Origin of the sequence: Agrilactobacillus composti DSM 18527 = JCM 14202 (assembly GCF_001436375.1) — a bacterium.
GTDB classification, from domain to species: Bacteria; Bacillota; Bacilli; order Lactobacillales; family Lactobacillaceae; genus Agrilactobacillus; species Agrilactobacillus composti.
This window is the reverse complement of sequence record NZ_AZGA01000031.1, coordinates 1-16,929: the sequence shown is the minus strand read 5'-3', so window position 1 is coordinate 16,929 and position 16,929 is coordinate 1. Positions and strand designations below refer to the sequence as shown.

Here is a 16,929-nt window from a genome sequence, read left to right as displayed (position 1 = left end):
GGGACGGAACCTAAGATCAAATTCTATGTGGGGACCCAAGCTGAATCTGAAAAGGCTGCTGAAGCAAAATTGGCTGCCTTTGAGACCGCATTAAATGAGTTTATGGCTCAATAATTAACCAATAATAAAACCTGCGCAGCCGGACCTTAGAGGTCTGGGGCGCAGTTTTTTTGGACACGTGGGTGCTTTGAAATTTCGTGAAGTTATGTTACGATTGAAGGCAATTTAAATATATGTTGCTGATTGAAAACACGTGAATTAATTTGAAGGGGTGGTCATGATGGGAATGCATCAATTTATTCAAGGGTTAAATGATTTGGAAATGTTGAAGCGGGCACCAGGATTCTTTAAGTATCAAGAACATTCTGTGGCTGCGCATTCCTTTAGAGTGACTGAGATAGCCCAGCTGTTAGCAGATATTGAAGAGGATGCTGGCCAGAAAGTCAATTGGCAAATGGTTTACGAAAAAGCCCTCAACCATGACTACACAGAACGGTTTATCGGAGATATTAAAACACCTGTCAAATATGCTACTTCAGATTTGCGGCAACGGTTGGCACAAGTCGAGGCTCATATGACGGATAACTTTATTCAAAATGAAATTCCAGAGCATTTACAAGCCAGATACCGGCGGCGCTTATCTGAGGGTAAGGATGACACCTTAGAGGGTAAGATTTTGTCGGTGGCTGATAAAATTGATTTATTGTATGAATCCTTTGGTGAAATTCAAAAGGGTAATCCGGAACACGTGTATACAGAGATTTTTAGAGAAAGTTTGTCCACAATTATTCAATTTGACGAGCTGGCTTCCACGCGTTACTTTATTAAGGAAATGTTGCCGGAATTATTAAATGAAGATTTTAGTGATCGGGTGTTGTTGACCCAGATTACCCGGGAAATATTGGCAGCAAATAAAAATAAACAAACAAAATAATTTGGCAGATAGCGTCATTATGTTACAATATAAAGTTGCAATTGTTTCTAAGTTTAACAAGTGTAACTTTTTTTGTTTGGTTTTACTTGGAGGTTAAAAGATGATTGAACGACAAACAGATCGAAAATTCGAACTTGTGTCCAACTATGCCCCAGCAGGGGATCAGGGCCAAGCGATTGATAAATTGACCACTGGTTTTAAAACTGGTGTCAAAGAACAAATTCTTGAAGGGGCCACTGGGACTGGGAAAACCTTTACCATGGCCAATATTATCGCAAATTTAAATAAACCCACATTAATTATTTCCCATAATAAAACGCTGGCAGGACAACTCTATGGTGAATTTAAAGAATTTTTCCCCAAAAACGCCGTTGAGTACTTTGTCAGTTACTATGATTATTACCAACCTGAAGCCTATGTACCTTCCAGTGATACGTACATTGAAAAAGATTCTAGCATCAATGATGAAATCGATCAGTTGCGCCATGCGGCTACCAGTGCTTTATTGGAACGTAACGACGTTATTGTGGTGGCCTCGGTATCTTGTATCTTCGGTTTAGGGGATCCCAATGAATATCGCGCTTCAGTCTTATCATTGCGTACGGGCATGACTATGGATCGGAATAAGTTATTGCGGCAATTAGTTAATTTGCAATTTGATCGCAACGATATCGATTTTCAACGGGGTCGTTTTAGAGTTCGGGGAGATGTTGTGGAAATTTTTCCTGCTTCTAGAAATGACCACGCTTTTCGAATAGAATTCTTTGGCGATGAAATTGATCGTATTGTGGAAGTGGATGCCTTAACTGGTGAAGTGATTGGGGAAAGAGAACAAGTTTCAATTTTCCCGGCCACCCACTTTATGACCAATGACGAACAGATGGATGCCGCTATTGTCCGCATTCAAGCTGAACTTAAAACACGATTAAAAGAATTAAATGATGAAGGCAAGTTGCTAGAAGCGCAACGACTACAGCAACGGACCACTTATGATATTGAAATGATGCAAGAAATGGGCTACACCTCAGGGATTGAAAATTATTCTCGGCACATGGAAGGCCGGGCAGAAGGTGAACCACCTTATACGTTATTGGATTTTTTCCCAGATGACTTTAATATTATGATTGATGAATCCCACGTGACCATGCCCCAAATTCGGGGGATGTACAATGGGGATCGGGCCCGGAAACAAATGTTAGTGGATTATGGCTTTAGACTTCCCAGCGCCTTGGATAATCGGCCGTTAACGCTAGCGGAGTTTGAAGAACATGTTCATCAAATTCTCTATGTATCAGCTACCCCAGGGCCTTATGAACTGGACCGGACCAATCATGTGGTTCAACAAATTATTCGACCAACCGGTTTGTTAGATCCTAAAATTGAGGTGCGGCCGATTATGGGTCAAATTGATGACCTTGTGGGGGAAATCAATAAGCGCGTGGAACGTCACGAACGAGTTTTTGTCACTACTCTGACTAAAAAAATGGCTGAGGATTTAACGGACTATCTGAAGGAATTGGGCATTCGGGTCAAGTACTTGCATAGTGACATCAAGACCTTGGAACGAACGCAAATCATTCGAGATTTGCGCTTAGGTAAGTTTGATGTGCTAGTAGGGATCAACTTATTAAGAGAAGGGATAGATGTCCCAGAGGTGTCTTTAATTGCTATTTTGGATGCGGATAAAGAAGGCTTCTTAAGAGCAGAACGTTCTTTGATCCAGATCATTGGGCGGGCTTCTAGAAATGAGAATGGGCAAGTGATCATGTACGCGGATCGGATCACCGATTCTATGCGCGTTGCCATCGACAAGACTCAACATCGTCGAGATGTGCAAGAAGCTTTTAATGAAAAACATCATGTGACACCTACTACTATTGTGAAGCCAATTCGAGATGCGATTTCGTTGGTTAAATCCGTGGATCATGAAGAAGAAAATAAAGTCGCCGAAGACTTAGATTTTGAAAACATGACGAAGAAGGAAAAGAAAGAATTAATTAACCGTATGACCGAACAAATGGAAACTGCTGCCAAGAAATTAGATTTCGAGCAAGCTGCCACATTGCGGGATACGATTTTGGACTTAAAAGCAGAAGTGGAGTAATTTATGGCAAACGATAAAATTGTGATTCGCGGTGCCCGGGCCCATAACTTAAAAAATATTAACGTGACCATCCCCCGGGATAAATTAGTGGTGGTTACCGGCTTGTCCGGCTCTGGTAAGAGTTCATTGGCTTTTGATACACTTTATGCCGAAGGTCAGCGCCGTTATGTGGAGAGTTTGTCATCTTATGCCCGACAGTTTTTGGGGCAAATGGACAAACCAGATGTGGATTCAATTGAAGGGTTGAGCCCAGCAATTTCCATTGATCAAAAAACAACCTCTAAAAATCCCCGTTCAACCGTAGGGACGGTAACGGAGATCAATGATTATCTGCGGCTGCTGTGGGCCAGAGTTGGCGAACCAATTTGTCCTAATGACGGCACGCCTATCACCAGCCAGTCGGTGGATCAGATGGTAAATAAAACGTTGACTTTGCCTGAAAAGACCCGGATCCAAATTTTGTCACCGGTTGTGCGGCAAAAAAAGGGTCAACATAAAAAAGAATTCGCCCGTATCCAAAAAGAAGGTTACGTGCGGGTCCGTGTAGATGGCGAAGTCCATGATGTCAGTGAAGACTTTGAGTTGGATAAAAACTTAAAGCATGATATTGATATTGTCATTGACCGTTTGGTGATCAAAGATGGCATTCGTTCACGGCTATTTGATTCTTTAGAATCAGCATTGCGGCTGAGTGATGGCTATGCCAACATTGATGTAATTGACGGGGAACCTCTGATTTTTTCAGAACACTATGCTTGTCCGATTTGTGGTTTTACAGTTGGGGTATTAGAACCCCGTCTGTTTTCTTTTAACGCGCCTTTTGGTGCTTGTCCGGATTGTGATGGGTTAGGAATGAAACTAGAAGTCGATATGGACTTAGTGGTGCCTGACACGGATAAAACCTTGGCCCAAGGAGCGCTGGCGCCTTGGAATCCCATTAGTTCCCAATACTATCCCAGCATGTTAGAGCAGGCTTGTGAACAGTTCAAGATTCCAATGGACAAGCCCTTTAAGAATCTAACTAAAAAGCAACAACAAGTTGTCCTATATGGGTCTAATGGCAAGACTTTTCATTTTCACTATCAAAGTGATTTTGGCAATGTACGGGATGTGGATGCCCCCTTTGAAGGTGTAGTCCCGAATGTGGATCGCCGTTATCATGAAACCAATAGTGATTTTACCCGGGAAGTCATGCGGACTTATATGCGGGAATTAACCTGCCAAACTTGTCATGGCAAGCGCTTGAATCGCCAAGCCCTATCCGTCAAAGTTGGCGGTGAAGATATTGCGGAAGTTTCTAATTTATCCATTAAAAACGCGCTGCCTTTCTTTCAAAATCTTGATTTTTCAGAACAGTCAGCCGTTATTGCTAAACCTATCTTGAAAGAAGTCCGGGATCGTTTGACCTTCTTAAATAACGTCGGCTTAGATTATTTGACCCTATCTCGTTCGGCCGGGACCCTATCTGGCGGGGAAGCCCAACGGATTCGTTTGGCCACGCAAATTGGGTCCAATTTATCTGGAGTATTGTATATTTTAGACGAGCCTTCTATTGGGTTGCATCAACGGGATAATGACCGCTTGATCAGTTCCTTAAAGAAAATGCGGGATCTGGGCAATACGTTGATTGTGGTAGAACATGACGAAGACACTATGCGGGCTGCGGATTATTTGATCGATGTGGGCCCGGGTGCTGGGGATAAGGGTGGTCATATTATGGCTGCCGGTACGCCTAGTGAAGTGGCTAAAAATCCCAAGTCTTTGACCGGCCAGTATTTAGCTGGGAAGAAATATATTCCGATCCCAGAAAAGCGCCGTAAAGGGAACGGTAAAAAGATCCGGGTCACCGGCGCCGCTGAGAATAATCTGAAGGCTATCAGTGTAGACTTTCCCTTGGGTGAATTCATTGCCGTCACCGGGGTTTCTGGGTCTGGTAAGTCAACGTTAGTCAATATGATTTTGAAAAAGGCGTTAGCCCAAAAATTAAACAATAACTCTGATAAGCCGGGGAAATACAAGCGTATTTATGGCTATCAAAATATTGATAAACTCGTGAGCATTGACCAAAGCCCCATCGGCCGGACACCACGTAGCAATCCCGCAACGTATACGGGGGTATTTGACAATATTCGAGATTTGTTTGCCCAGACCAATGAGGCTAAGACCAGAGGGTACGCCAAAGGCCGCTTCTCCTTTAATGTAAAGGGCGGCCGCTGTGAAAACTGTAAGGGGGATGGCATCATGAAGATTGAAATGAACTTCTTACCAGATGTCTATGTCCCTTGTGAAGTTTGTCATGGCAAGCGTTATAACTCTGAAACCTTAGAGGTCACCTATAAAGGCAAAAATATTTCCGACGTATTGGACATGACTGTGGATGAAGCCTTGAAATTCTTTGAAGCCATTCCTAAAATTCGCCGGAAGCTAGAAACCATCGTCAGCGTTGGTCTAGGTTATATCACCCTAGGTCAATCAGCTACCACGTTATCCGGTGGGGAAGCTCAACGGATGAAGCTAGCCGCCGAGTTGCACAAGACGTCTACTGGTAATAATTTCTATATTCTAGATGAACCAACGACGGGTCTGCATACAGATGATATCAAACGTTTATTAAATGTTTTGAATCAATTAGTAGATGAGGGCAATACAGTTTTGGTAATTGAACATAATTTAGATGTTATCAAAGATGCCGACTATTTGATCGATTTGGGACCTGAAGGCGGCGATCGGGGCGGCCAAGTCGTGGCTACCGGCACACCAGAACACATTGCTAAAGTTGCCAAAAGCTATACTGGTCAATACCTCAAGCCAGTATTAGCAAAGGGCCATTATCAAGTTACCACGGTTAAATAAACAGCTTAATTTTGCATTTCACTGCCACAACTTCTATGATTAAGTTGTGGCATTTTTTTATTGCTTTTTATATTGTCTAAAAGGAGAGTGTATCGTTATTGTTTAATCGAGATAATTTTCAACGGGGTTTTGATTGGGGCGAATTTTTAAGTGGGGTCTTGTTTATCGTCTTGGCCATTTACTTCTTCAGAAAACCAGCAGTTGCTTTAGGTAGTTTAGTGGTCTTTGCCGCGTTGATTGCCATTATGCGGGGCATTGTTAGTTTGAGTAGTTATACAAAGTTCAAAAGTATCATGCCAGCCAGCTGGTCCCTGGTGTTTTCCGGTATTTTGGACATCGTCATTGGCCTGATTTTTTTGTTTAATGCTGGTTTAGGTGGCTTAACCATTTCCTATTTGTTTGCGATTTGGTTTATTATTGATGCTGCCGTTGGTTTAGTGACCAGTGCTCATCTCCGGCACTTTGGCAATATTTGGTTTATCTTAGCCATTGTTTTTGACGTTTTAGCCTTGGTTGTGGGTGTGCTGATGCTATTGCGGCCAATGTATGCGGCCTTTACCATGATCTTTTTGATCAGCTGGTTCTTCATGATCATTGGGATTAATAACGTGATCGTAGCTATTGCCCGTCGTTCTTAAACTTATACGATACGAGTTGTCGATTTTTGACAGCTCTATTTTTTTGATTTCACCTGATTTGGTCGCTGGTATTCACAACAACCCGGGTGTGTTATAATTAACTGAGTATCAAATTAAACGTAAACAATTTAACTTTGAACGGGGGCGGATTATGAGCAAGCCAGAGATGTTGAGTTTGGTCATTATTACAGGCATGAGTGGCGCAGGTAAAACTGTCGCCATGCAGAGTTTTGAAGACTTGGGTTATTTTTGTGTGGACAATATGCCGCCAAGCCTGTTACCAAAATTTTGGGAAATGCTCAAGGAATCAGGGAAAATCACTAAGATTGCCTTAGTCATTGATTTAAGATCCCGGGCATTTTACGATGAAATTATCAGTATGTTATCTAATTTAGACAACTCCAACTTTGTATCCACGAAAATTCTTTTCCTAGATGCATCTAATGAAGAACTAGTATCCCGGTATAAAGAAACTAGACGGTCTCATCCCTTAGCTATGGAAGGCCGTTTGATGGATGGCATTGAAAAAGAACGGGAATTACTGGCGGAAATGAAATCTAGAGCACAGTTAGTTATTGACACCTCTAATTTATCGCCGCGAGAATTACGAGAAGAGATTTTTGATAACTTCTCGGCCAACGATAATCCGGTATTTCATATTGAGGTCATGTCCTTTGGCTTTAAGTATGGGGTGCCCATTGACGCAGATATTGTCATGGATGTGCGCTTTTTACCAAATCCATATTATGTACCGGCATATCGGAACAAAACCGGGTTAGACAAGCCAGTGTATGACTACGTGATGAAACAACCAACCACAGAAGAGTTCTATTCCCGTTTTCTGGGATTAATGCAATTGATCATGCCCGGCTATGAAAAAGAAGGTAAAACCAGCATGACCATTGCCATTGGCTGTACCGGTGGCCAACACCGCTCAGTGGCTATTGCCCAACGGCTAGCAGATGATTTAAAGCAAGATTATCCTGTTGATGTGACCCATCGCGACTTGGATAAGCGAAAGGAAACGGTGAATCGCTCATGAGTTATGGCAACAAGATTATTCGGGTCATCAAGGGCCGCCGTCCTAAAATCGTGGTTATTGGTGGGGGGACCGGGTTACCGGTCATCTTGAATAGTCTCAGAGATAAAAATGCCGCCATCACAGCGATTGTGACGGTGGCCGATGACGGCGGTTCTTCTGGCGCCATTCGCAACTACATCAACGTGGTGCCACCAGGTGATATTCGCAATGTGCTGGTGGCCTTGTCGGATATGCCCGCAGACTTTTTGAATGTTTTTCAATATCGATTTAATGGCAATGATTCCTTTTTCGCTGGCCATGCCATTGGTAATTTAATTATTGCGGCATTATCTGAAATGGAAGACAATATTTTTGATGCCGTGCAGAAGTTATCGAAAATGATGAAAGTTGACGGCCACGTTTTCCCGGCATCTAATGAACCGTTGACCTTAAATGCGGAATTCACAGATGGCAGTCAAATTTCAGGTGAAACTGAGATCACCCATGCTGGCAAGCGGGTGAAACGGGTTTGGATCACCAATACCGATGATCAGAATAAAACCCCTGAAGCTGTGGCACCGGTGATTCAAGCTATTCAAGAAGCCGATGTGGTGGTCTTAGGCCCAGGGTCGTTATTCACCAGTATTTTGCCCAATTTGATGATTGAAAATCTTGGGGAAGCTGTGCGGACAACCAAAGCGGAAGTCATCTATAACTGTAATATCATGACCCAATTAGGTGAAACTGAACATTTCACAGATGCCGACCATGTGCGGGTATTGGATCAGCACCTGGGTGGTAATTTCGTCAATACGGTGTTAGTGAACACCCAAAAAGTACCTGATGACTATTTAGATCATCAAAAATATGATGAATATTTGTACCAAGTAAAACCTGATTTTGCAGGTTTACGGGCGTTAGGCTGTAATGTAATTTCTGACAACTTCTTGGATTTGCATGACCATGGGGTATTTCATAATGGTGACAAAGTTGCCGCAGAAATTATTAACTTAGCGCTACAAAAGGGTACACGTAAGAGAAGGTGATAAAATGGCCTCATACGCCAGCCAAGTAAAAAAAGAGTTGACTAGCTTAGAAGTTCATCCAGAACATGCTCGCGCTGAATTAGCGGCGTTGATTCGGATGAATGGCTCCTTGGATTTGGTGGATCATCACTTTTTATTAGTGGTCCAAACGGAAAATCCGGCGATTGCCCGGCGCATGTATTCCTTGATTAAGCAACTCTATCAAGTCGAAGCTAGTTTATCAGTTCAACGCAAAATGAAACTTAAAAAGAATAATTTATATTTGGTGCGTTTATTGCAGCAAAGTGAACGGATTTTAAAGGATTTAAGTATTATTTCAGAGGGCAGTTGGATGATCAACACCGCTGTCCCTGAGAAAATATTAAATTCAGAACAGCGGATGCGTTCTTATCTACGGGGGGCTTTTTTGGCCGGGGGTTCTGTGAACAGTCCGGAGAAAAGCCGTTACCATTTGGAGATTTATTCCATGCATGAAGATCATAATGCCCATATTGTGAAAATGATGAACCATTTTGGGTTGCATGCTAAATCCACTGTCAGACGCAATGGTTATATTGCCTATATTAAAGAGGCTGAAAAGATTTCTGACTTCTTACAAGTTGTGGGGGCAACTAAATCAATGTTGTCCTTTGAAGACGTGCGGATCGTGCGGGATATGCGCAATTCCGTGAATCGCTTGGTGAATTGTGAGACGGCGAATTTAAATAAGACCATCGATGCGGCCACCCGGCAACTGGAGAATATCCAGTATTTAAAAGATGAAGTGGGCTTTGACAACATTCCCCCTAAATTACGGGAAATTGCCCAGCTACGCTTTGATAATCCAGAAATGTCCTTGAAGGAGCTGGCAGAAATCGTTCCCAGTGGCCCGATTTCTAAATCAGGCATTAATCATCGCCTTAGAAAACTCACGCAGCTTGCTGAACAAAAGCGTCAAACCTTAGCCTGAGCACTAATTAAGAAAGAAGGTTATGTCATGGTCAAACCAATTTTATTGGATCAACAGCTATGTTTTTCAATTTATCAAGCCCATAAAGTATTCAATCATTTTTATGCCAAAGCGCTAGAACCATTTCATCTAACGTATTCGCAATATATTGTTTTATTGGTGCTTTGGGAACAGGGCAGTACGTCAGTTAAAGCGTTAGGCCAAAAGGTGGGCCTAGATAGTGGCACACTGACGCCGCTTTTAAAACGCTTGGAAAAAGATGATTGGGTCAGCCGCAAACGTTCTAAAGTAGACGAGCGGCGTTTGGAGGTCTCTTTAACAGCCAAAGCCCAGGATATGAAAGAACAAGTTTATGCCCATGTGGGTTCTTGTGTAGAGGCCATTGGCTTGTCAGAAGATAGCTACCTCCAAATTAAAAATGACGTGGAGAGTTTACAAAATCGCTTGAATGAAGTTTCAGAAGATGCCAAGGTATTTTAAACGCGAATTTAGCGTAAGGCTGTGGACCAACAGCCTTATTTTTTTGGCCTAAACTTGTAATTTTTGCAGCAATTGCGCTAACGTTGCTTGTTCTGCTTTTGAAAGTTGGGCTAATAAGTGCTGAGATTTCTCAACTTCGTAAGCGTGGAGTGTTGGATAAATAGCCTGGGCTTTTTCGGTGGGGTAGACCCGCTTGATTTTTAAGTTATCCGGATCGTTTTTCAACGTTAAATAACCCCGTTTGACCAGGCTCTTAACCGTTCGGAAACTAGTAGTACGATCAATTTGAACGGCGTCAGCTAGTTGGGCCAAAAACATGCCTGGCTGTTCCACAGCCCGAATAATATAGATAAATAGATCATTATTTAATTTCAAAGGTTTAAAGTGCTGGTTTGAATCGATTTCAATTAAGCGGGTAATGGCACCGATACGGCGAATGATGGTGAACATGAGGGGGACCTCCCAATTTTATTATTGTAAATACAATTATATCATGTTATGATTAAAAAAATAATATAATTGCAAATGCAATAAAAAGGTGGGGGAAATATGAGTGGATTTTTGATATTTACGGTTGTGATGTCTTTTACACCGGGGCCAAATACTATCATGGCTATGGGTGAGGGCCAACAGCATGGTTTTAGAAAGGCGATTCCTTTTAATTTAGGGATTTTTATGGGTTTGATCATTGTGGGCGGGGTAGCGGCGTTTTTTGCCACGATTTTTCAACAATATGCCTCAGTGATCCGTGGCTTAAAGCTAATAGGCTCTGCTTATTTGCTGTATTTGGCCTATGAAATGCTGCGGGCTAAACCAGATCAAACCACCACTCGGCTCAAGCGGCCAGTGTTGGCTGGGGCACTGCTGCAAACGACCAATATTAAAGTCTACCTATATTTCATCACCGGTTTAAGCGCTTTTGGCTATGCCGGGTTATGGGGCCAACAACCCATGAAATATTTGCTGATGATTTTAATAGGCAGCATTGGTACTTTTGCTTGGACCTTCGTGGGCAAAGTGCTGCAACGCTACTATGTGGCCCACTATCGCCTTTTCAACACCTTAGTTGCCTTGCTATTGCTTTTTAGTGCCTATGATATTTGGCGCTAGTTAATTGACGTCAAAAAAATAGACCGCTGACAAATTTGAAGTTTGTCAGCGGTCTATTAAAATGGGCCATAGATGTTAACCTGATAAGCAATCAGGTTAAACACTTATTATTTTGTAGGTTGGCTGGTCATGATTTTATCGATCAAACCATAAGCCTTGGCTTGTTCAGCATCCAAGTAATTATCACGTTCAGTATCCTTTTGGATAACTTCAACAGGTTGACCAGTTGCATCGGCTAAAATTTGATTCATTCTCTTTCTAGTCTTCAGAATTTCTTCTGCTGCAATTTCAATCTCAGTTTGTTGACCTTGCGCACCACCAGAAGGTTGGTGAATTAAGACAGTTGCGTGTGGTAACGCAAACCGTTTACCCTTAGTACCACCTGCTAATAATACACTGGCCATTGAAGCAGCCATGCCTAGTGCGATGGTTTGAACATCTGCTTTAACAAAATTCATTGTATCCAAGATTGCTAAGCCAGATGTAATAACACCACCAGGTGAGTTGATATAGATATAAATGTCTTTTTCGGAATCTTGAGCATCCAAGAAGAGCAATTGCGCGATGATGGAATTGGCCATTTGATCGTTTACTTCGCCAGAAAGCATGATAATGCGATCTTTTAATAGACGAGAGTAAATGTCATAAGCTCGTTCGCCTCTTGCAGATTGTTCAATTACTGTAGGTACAAGCATAAACGAACCTCCTAATATTTAAATTTAGCACTCTAATTAGTACAGTGCTAAATTTACCATAGTGTGAGCGTAAGGTCAACTGAAACGCTTGATTTATTCCAACTTTTTTAGCGCCTTAAAAAGCAGTGCATTAAGAAGTCATGAGAGTTCTTGGCGGAAAATCATATACTTTTCTGAAAAACTTTGATATGATAGATAAGGTTTGTTTGTCATGTTTTATGACATATAGGAAATTAGGAGGTTCATTATGAAGAAGTGGCTAATTAGATCACTTGGTCTTGTAGCATGTTTGCTTGGATTCTTAGGTGTCATGCTACCAAATCATACGGCACAAGCTGCCGAGAAGACATACCAAATTGGGACGGATGTGACTTATCCACCATTTGAATTTGCCAATGATCAAAACAAATATGTGGGTATCGATATCGATATTATGAACGCTGTGGCTAAAGAAGAGGGCTTTAAAGTCAATATTAAGCCTTTAGGTTTTAACGCAGCGGTACAGGCGCTAGAAGCCAGTCAAATAGATGGGGTTATTGCGGGGATGACAATTACCCCGGCACGGCAGGCAAAGTTTGATTTTGGGACCCCTTATTATAAAACTGGGGTCGTCATGGCTGTTAAAAAAGACAGCAACATCAAGGGCTTTTCACAATTAAAGGGCAAAAAAGTGGCGTTAAAAACCGGGACAGCAGCGGCAACGTATGCCAATAGCATCAAGGATAAATATGGCTTTCAAACTGTCACTTTTGATGATTCCAATAATATGTATGAAGATGTAACGACCGGTAATTCCGTTGCCTGTTTTGAAGATCAACCCGTGATGCAATATGGGGTTGCCCAAGGCTTAGACTTAAAGATCGTTACAAAACCTGCTAATAATGGGAATTATGGATTTGCCGTTCAAAAAGGTAAAAATAAGGCACTATTAGCTAAGTTCAATGCCGGCTTCAAGAAAATTAAAGCTAATGGCACATATGATAAAATTGTTCAAAAATACTTAGGTACATCAAGTACAACAAGTTCAGCAAGTACTAAGAAGAATCCTAAAGTTGCGGACAAGACCTTTACCATTGGGACCGACGTTACTTTTCCGCCGTTTGAATTTGCCAATGATCAAAATCAATATGTGGGTATCGATATTGATCTGTTGAATGCCATTGCTGAAAATCAAGGTTTCAAAGTCGACGTGAAACCACTAGGCTTTAACGCCGCTGTCCAAGCTTTGGATTCTGGGCAAATTGATGGGGTGATTGCCGGGATGTCCATCACCAATGAACGGAAGGCGAAGTTTGACTTCTCATCCCCATATTTCCAATCTGGGGTCGTTATGGCTGTGGCGAAAGATAGTAAAGTTACGAAATTAACGCAATTAAAGGGTAAAAAAGTTGCTGTTAAAACTGGGACAGCTGGTGCTGACTATGCCAACAGCATCAAAGCAAAATACGGCTTTAAGACAGTTACTTTCGATGATTCTAATAACATGTATCAAGACGTGGAAACTGGTAATTCAGTGGCTTGTTTTGAAGATTCACCAGTCATGCGTTATGGGATACAACAAGGTACTAAGTTGAAAATCGTTACTGGTCCAGCTGAAAAAGGGGATTACGGTTTTGCCGTGAAGAAAGGCGTCAATGCTGATTTATTAGCTGCCTTTAACACAGGTTTAGCCAACTTAAAGGCTAACGGCCAGTATGATAAGATCACAGCGAAATACTTAGGCAAGGATGAACAATCAGCCACGGCTAAAGCTAAGCCCGCTGCAACCCAAGATACAGAGAATCGTAGTTTTGTGGGCTTGATCAAACAAAACAAAGGTGCTTTATGGGATGGGTTTAAAGAAACAATTTGGTTGACCATCGTTTCAATTTTCTTTGCCACCATTTTTGGGATCGTGGTTGGGTTATTAGGCGCTGCCCCAAGTAAATTTGGGAAGGGTGTTTCCAGCACACTGATTTATATCTTCCGGGGGATGCCATTGCTAGTATTAGCCTTGTTTATCTATACCGGTATTCCAAGCTTGACTGGTAGTAAAATTCCCGCCTTTATCGCCGGGGTTGTAACCTTGACCTTAAACGAAGGGGCTTATACTGCTGCCTTTGTTAAAGGTGGTATCGAAGCCGTAGATTCAGGTCAAATGGAAGCTGCGCGCTCATTAGGCTTACCATATGGGAAATCTATGCGCAAGGTTATCTTGCCCCAAGGGATTCGGATTATGATCCCGTCATTTATTAACCAGTTTATTATTACTTTAAAGGATACGTCTATTCTATCCATTATCGGCTTATTGGAACTGACTCAAACCGGGAAAATTATCATTGCCCGTAACTTGGAAGGTTTCAAAGTTTGGACAATCGTTGCTTTCATTTACTTAGCGGTTATTACGTTATTGACTTGGCTGTCTAATTGGGTACAAAGGAGAATGGATGCATGACCTCAAAAATTAAAGTTCAAGACTTAAAAAAGAATTATGGTGAGAACCATGTCTTAAAGGGCATCGATTTAGATGTTCAAAATAACGAAGTAGTGGTCATTATCGGCCCATCAGGTTCCGGGAAGAGTACACTGCTCCGGTGTTTAAATCGCCTCGAAGCGCCATCTTCAGGTTCTATTGTAGTAGATGATGTGGATATCAGTGATCCTAAGGCTGATATTAATAAAGTACGTCAAAATATCGGCATGGTGTTCCAACATTTCAATTTATTTAACAACTTGTCTGTTTCTGAGAATATCACCCTGGCACCAATAGAATTAAAGGGTGAAACCAAAGAACAAGCCCAAACACAAGCTAAGAAACTGTTGGAAACCGTTGGCTTGGCTGATAAATTTGATGCCAAAGTCCAATCATTATCTGGTGGCCAACAACAGCGGGTAGCTATTGCCCGGGCGCTGGCCATGAATCCAGATGTGATGCTGTTTGATGAACCAACTTCAGCCCTTGATCCAGAAATGGTTGGAGATGTATTGGGAGTTATGAAAGACTTAGCCAAACAGGGGATGACCATGGTGGTGGTTACCCATGAAATGGGCTTTGCCAAAGAAGTGGCCGATCGGGTCATCTTTGTGGATGACGGTAAGATTTTGGAACAGGGGAAACCTGATGCAATATTTAGCAATCCGCAAAATCCAAGATTACAAGACTTCTTAAACAAAGTATTAAACGTTTAGTTTACAATTAAAGATAGCCTGTTGCTCAAGACAAATGTTTGGGCGACAAGCTATCTTTTTTTAATATGAACTTGTAATTTTAGGCAACATGTCGCATAATTTGTAACAATATCTGAACGTTTTATACACAATTAACAGTTAATGTTAGCTTTTGAAACGAATAGGAGGTTATGGCGTGTTTGTGGATTTAAAAATTGAAAATGGTCAGGTTTTAAATGTATTTACCCAGGAATTTGAAACCAAAGATATCTGGATCGATGCTGGTAAAATCGTGGCGGTGGGTTTTTTGGAAGCAGAAGCATTGCAGATTTATGATGCCCAGGGCCAATACCTAGTGCCTGGCTATATTGACGCCCACGTCCATGTGGAAAGTGCCATGGTGGCACCTAGTGAACTGGGGAAAGTTTTATTAGCCCACGGCGTCACAAGTATCTTTGCCGATCCCCACGAAATCGCGAATGTCATTGGCACAAAAGGTATTGAATACATGATCCAAGATGGCCGCCAGACACCGCTGGATATTTTTGTCATGTTGCCATCCAGCGTGCCCTGTACGCCTTTTGACCACAATGGGGCCACCTTAGATGCTAAAGCGCTGCATCCCCTTTACCATTATCCAGAAGTCAAAGGTTTAGCTGAAGTGATGGATTATCCTGCCGTGGCTAAGGGGGATGCTGATATTACCGCTAAAATTGCGGATGCGCTGGCCCACGGTTTTGTGGCGGATGGCCACGGTGCGGGTTTGACCGCGCAGCAGTTGGCAGTATATGAAAAAGCCGGGATTACCACGGATCATGAGGCCTTAAATGTGACTGACGTTCAAGAACGACTGGCCCATCACTTTAAAGTCTTTTTAAGAGAAGGTACTGTTGAACGGGACTTAAAAGCAACCATCGGGGCGGTCACGCCGAAAAATGAGGCCAGTTTTGCCTTTTGTACCGATGACAAGTTAATTACGGACTTGGTGGCAGAAGGCAGCATTGATCACAATATTCGCTTGGCGTTAGACGCGGGCTTAAAGCCTGAACAGGTTTATACTATGGCTAGTCTAAACGCCGCCAGCGCGCATAATATGACGCATTTAGGCGCATTGGCCGTGGGCTATCAAGCAGATATTAATATTTTGTCAGCTATCGATGCGCCAATGCCAACACGGGTGTTGAAAAAAGGCCAGTGGCTGCAACTCCAAACCACTAAGCCCATAGAATTTTCCGAAAATACCGTTCATCATCATTTCAAAACCAGTGATCTAAAATTAACGCTAACCACGCCCCAGGTTCATGTGATCGGTGTCAAACCAAACCATATTGATACCTTTGATTTAATCCGAGAGATTCAGCCGACGTCGAATTTCCAAAGTGATTTGACCCAAGACATCTTAAAAATGGTTGTTGTGGAACGGCACCATGATAGTGGCAGTTTTGGCTTAGGTTTAGTCCATGGCTTCAAAATTCAAAATGGGGCAGTTGCCACAACCATTGGCCACGATGCCCATAACTTAACTGCCGTGGGTTCAAGCGACGGGGCAATCATGCAGGCCATTGAAGCAGTAACAGTTTGCGGCGGCGGAATTGCCATAGCCAATGACCAGGGCGTTTTGGCAACAATGCCATTGGTTATTGCCGGATTGATGTCTAATAAGCCCTATGCCAAAGCTTGTGTCGACCTGCAGCATATTTATGCAGCCTATCAACGAATTAGCCAGCCAATTGATTTTGACCCTTTCATCACCTTGTCATTTTTAACCTTGCCAGTCATTCCGACAATCAAATTAACTGATCAGGGGCTGTATGATTTTAACAGCCAGAGCTTTATTCCAGTTGAAGTGGGGCAGAAAGTGGATGCCAAATAAATAAACGAGCCGCTATGCCTTTGTGTGATACTATCCCTTTAGAGAGCACCAGAGAAAAACAAAAATTTCTCTGGTGTGA

The 16,929-nt window shown here is 42.3% G+C and carries 14 protein-coding genes; 12 read left to right on the top strand and 2 right to left on the bottom strand.

Annotation, left to right across the window (positions count from 1 at the left end; genetic code table 11):
• Nucleotides 1-280 precede the first annotated feature (280 nt).
• From FC83_RS06900 to FC83_RS06865, 8 genes are all read left to right on the top strand, one after another.
• Nucleotides 281-934 carry a YfbR-like 5'-deoxynucleotidase gene (locus FC83_RS06900; RefSeq protein WP_057002573.1) on the top strand — a complete coding sequence of 218 codons (654 nt, stop codon included), beginning with the start codon at nucleotides 281-283 and terminating at the stop codon, nucleotides 932-934.
• A 100-nt stretch (nucleotides 935-1,034) separates the two neighbouring features.
• Nucleotides 1,035-3,038, top strand: coding sequence for an excinuclease ABC subunit UvrB (gene uvrB, locus FC83_RS06895; RefSeq protein WP_035455938.1), 2,004 nt, complete (start codon nucleotides 1,035-1,037; stop codon nucleotides 3,036-3,038).
• 3 nt (nucleotides 3,039-3,041) lie between these two features.
• Nucleotides 3,042-5,891, top strand: a complete 2,850-nt coding sequence (uvrA, locus tag FC83_RS06890) for an excinuclease ABC subunit UvrA (RefSeq protein WP_057002572.1) — start codon at nucleotides 3,042-3,044, stop codon at nucleotides 5,889-5,891.
• A gap of 98 nt (nucleotides 5,892-5,989) precedes the next feature.
• Nucleotides 5,990-6,529: an HdeD family acid-resistance protein gene (locus FC83_RS06885; RefSeq protein ID WP_035455940.1), complete on the top strand. Its 540-nt coding sequence runs from the start codon at nucleotides 5,990-5,992 to the stop codon at nucleotides 6,527-6,529.
• Nucleotides 6,530-6,680: 151 nt separating this feature from the next.
• Entirely contained in the window at nucleotides 6,681-7,571 is an 891-nt protein-coding gene (gene rapZ / locus FC83_RS06880) for an RNase adapter RapZ (RefSeq protein ID WP_035455942.1), read from the top strand.
• Nucleotides 7,568-8,596, top strand: coding sequence for a gluconeogenesis factor YvcK family protein (locus FC83_RS06875; RefSeq protein ID WP_035455944.1), 1,029 nt, complete (start codon nucleotides 7,568-7,570; stop codon nucleotides 8,594-8,596). Before rapZ ends, FC83_RS06875 begins: the two co-directional genes overlap by 4 nt.
• A 4-nt stretch (nucleotides 8,597-8,600) precedes the next feature.
• Nucleotides 8,601-9,545, top strand: coding sequence for a DNA-binding protein WhiA (gene whiA, locus FC83_RS06870; RefSeq protein WP_035455946.1), 945 nt, complete (start codon nucleotides 8,601-8,603; stop codon nucleotides 9,543-9,545).
• A 27-nt stretch (nucleotides 9,546-9,572) separates the two neighbouring features.
• A complete protein-coding gene (locus tag FC83_RS06865) occupies nucleotides 9,573-10,025 on the top strand; it encodes a MarR family winged helix-turn-helix transcriptional regulator (protein WP_035455948.1) in 453 nt (150 codons plus the stop codon).
• A gap of 48 nt (nucleotides 10,026-10,073) precedes the next feature.
• Here the strand turns inward: FC83_RS06865 and FC83_RS06860 are convergent, their stop codons facing one another.
• Nucleotides 10,074-10,475, bottom strand: coding sequence for a MarR family winged helix-turn-helix transcriptional regulator (locus tag FC83_RS06860; protein ID WP_035455950.1), 402 nt, complete (start codon nucleotides 10,473-10,475; stop codon nucleotides 10,074-10,076).
• 99 nt (nucleotides 10,476-10,574) lie between these two features.
• Here FC83_RS06860 and FC83_RS06855 point away from each other — a divergent pair, with 99 nt between their 5' ends.
• The gene (locus FC83_RS06855; RefSeq protein WP_057002571.1) at nucleotides 10,575-11,135 is read left to right on the top strand and encodes a LysE family translocator; all 561 of its coding nucleotides are present in this window, start codon (nucleotides 10,575-10,577) and stop codon (nucleotides 11,133-11,135) included.
• A gap of 107 nt (nucleotides 11,136-11,242) precedes the next feature.
• Here FC83_RS06855 and clpP read toward each other — a convergent pair whose 3' ends face one another.
• Nucleotides 11,243-11,830 carry an ATP-dependent Clp endopeptidase proteolytic subunit ClpP gene (gene clpP / locus FC83_RS06850; RefSeq protein WP_035455951.1) on the bottom strand — a complete coding sequence of 196 codons (588 nt, stop codon included), beginning with the start codon at nucleotides 11,828-11,830 and terminating at the stop codon, nucleotides 11,243-11,245.
• 247 nt (nucleotides 11,831-12,077) lie between these two features.
• Here clpP and FC83_RS06845 point away from each other — a divergent pair, with 247 nt between their 5' ends.
• The 3 genes from FC83_RS06845 to ade all read left to right on the top strand — a co-directional run bounded on the left by FC83_RS06845 (nucleotide 12,078) and on the right by ade (nucleotide 16,850).
• Entirely contained in the window at nucleotides 12,078-14,264 is a 2,187-nt protein-coding gene (locus tag FC83_RS06845) for an amino acid ABC transporter substrate-binding protein/permease (protein WP_057002570.1), read from the top strand.
• Nucleotides 14,261-14,998, top strand: coding sequence for an amino acid ABC transporter ATP-binding protein (locus FC83_RS06840; RefSeq protein ID WP_035455952.1), 738 nt, complete (start codon nucleotides 14,261-14,263; stop codon nucleotides 14,996-14,998). The genes FC83_RS06845 and FC83_RS06840 overlap by 4 nt, the downstream gene beginning before the upstream one ends.
• Before the next feature lie 175 nt (nucleotides 14,999-15,173).
• Nucleotides 15,174-16,850, top strand: coding sequence for an adenine deaminase (gene ade, locus FC83_RS06835; RefSeq protein WP_081763216.1), 1,677 nt, complete (start codon nucleotides 15,174-15,176; stop codon nucleotides 16,848-16,850).
• Nucleotides 16,851-16,929: the final 79 nt, after the last annotated feature.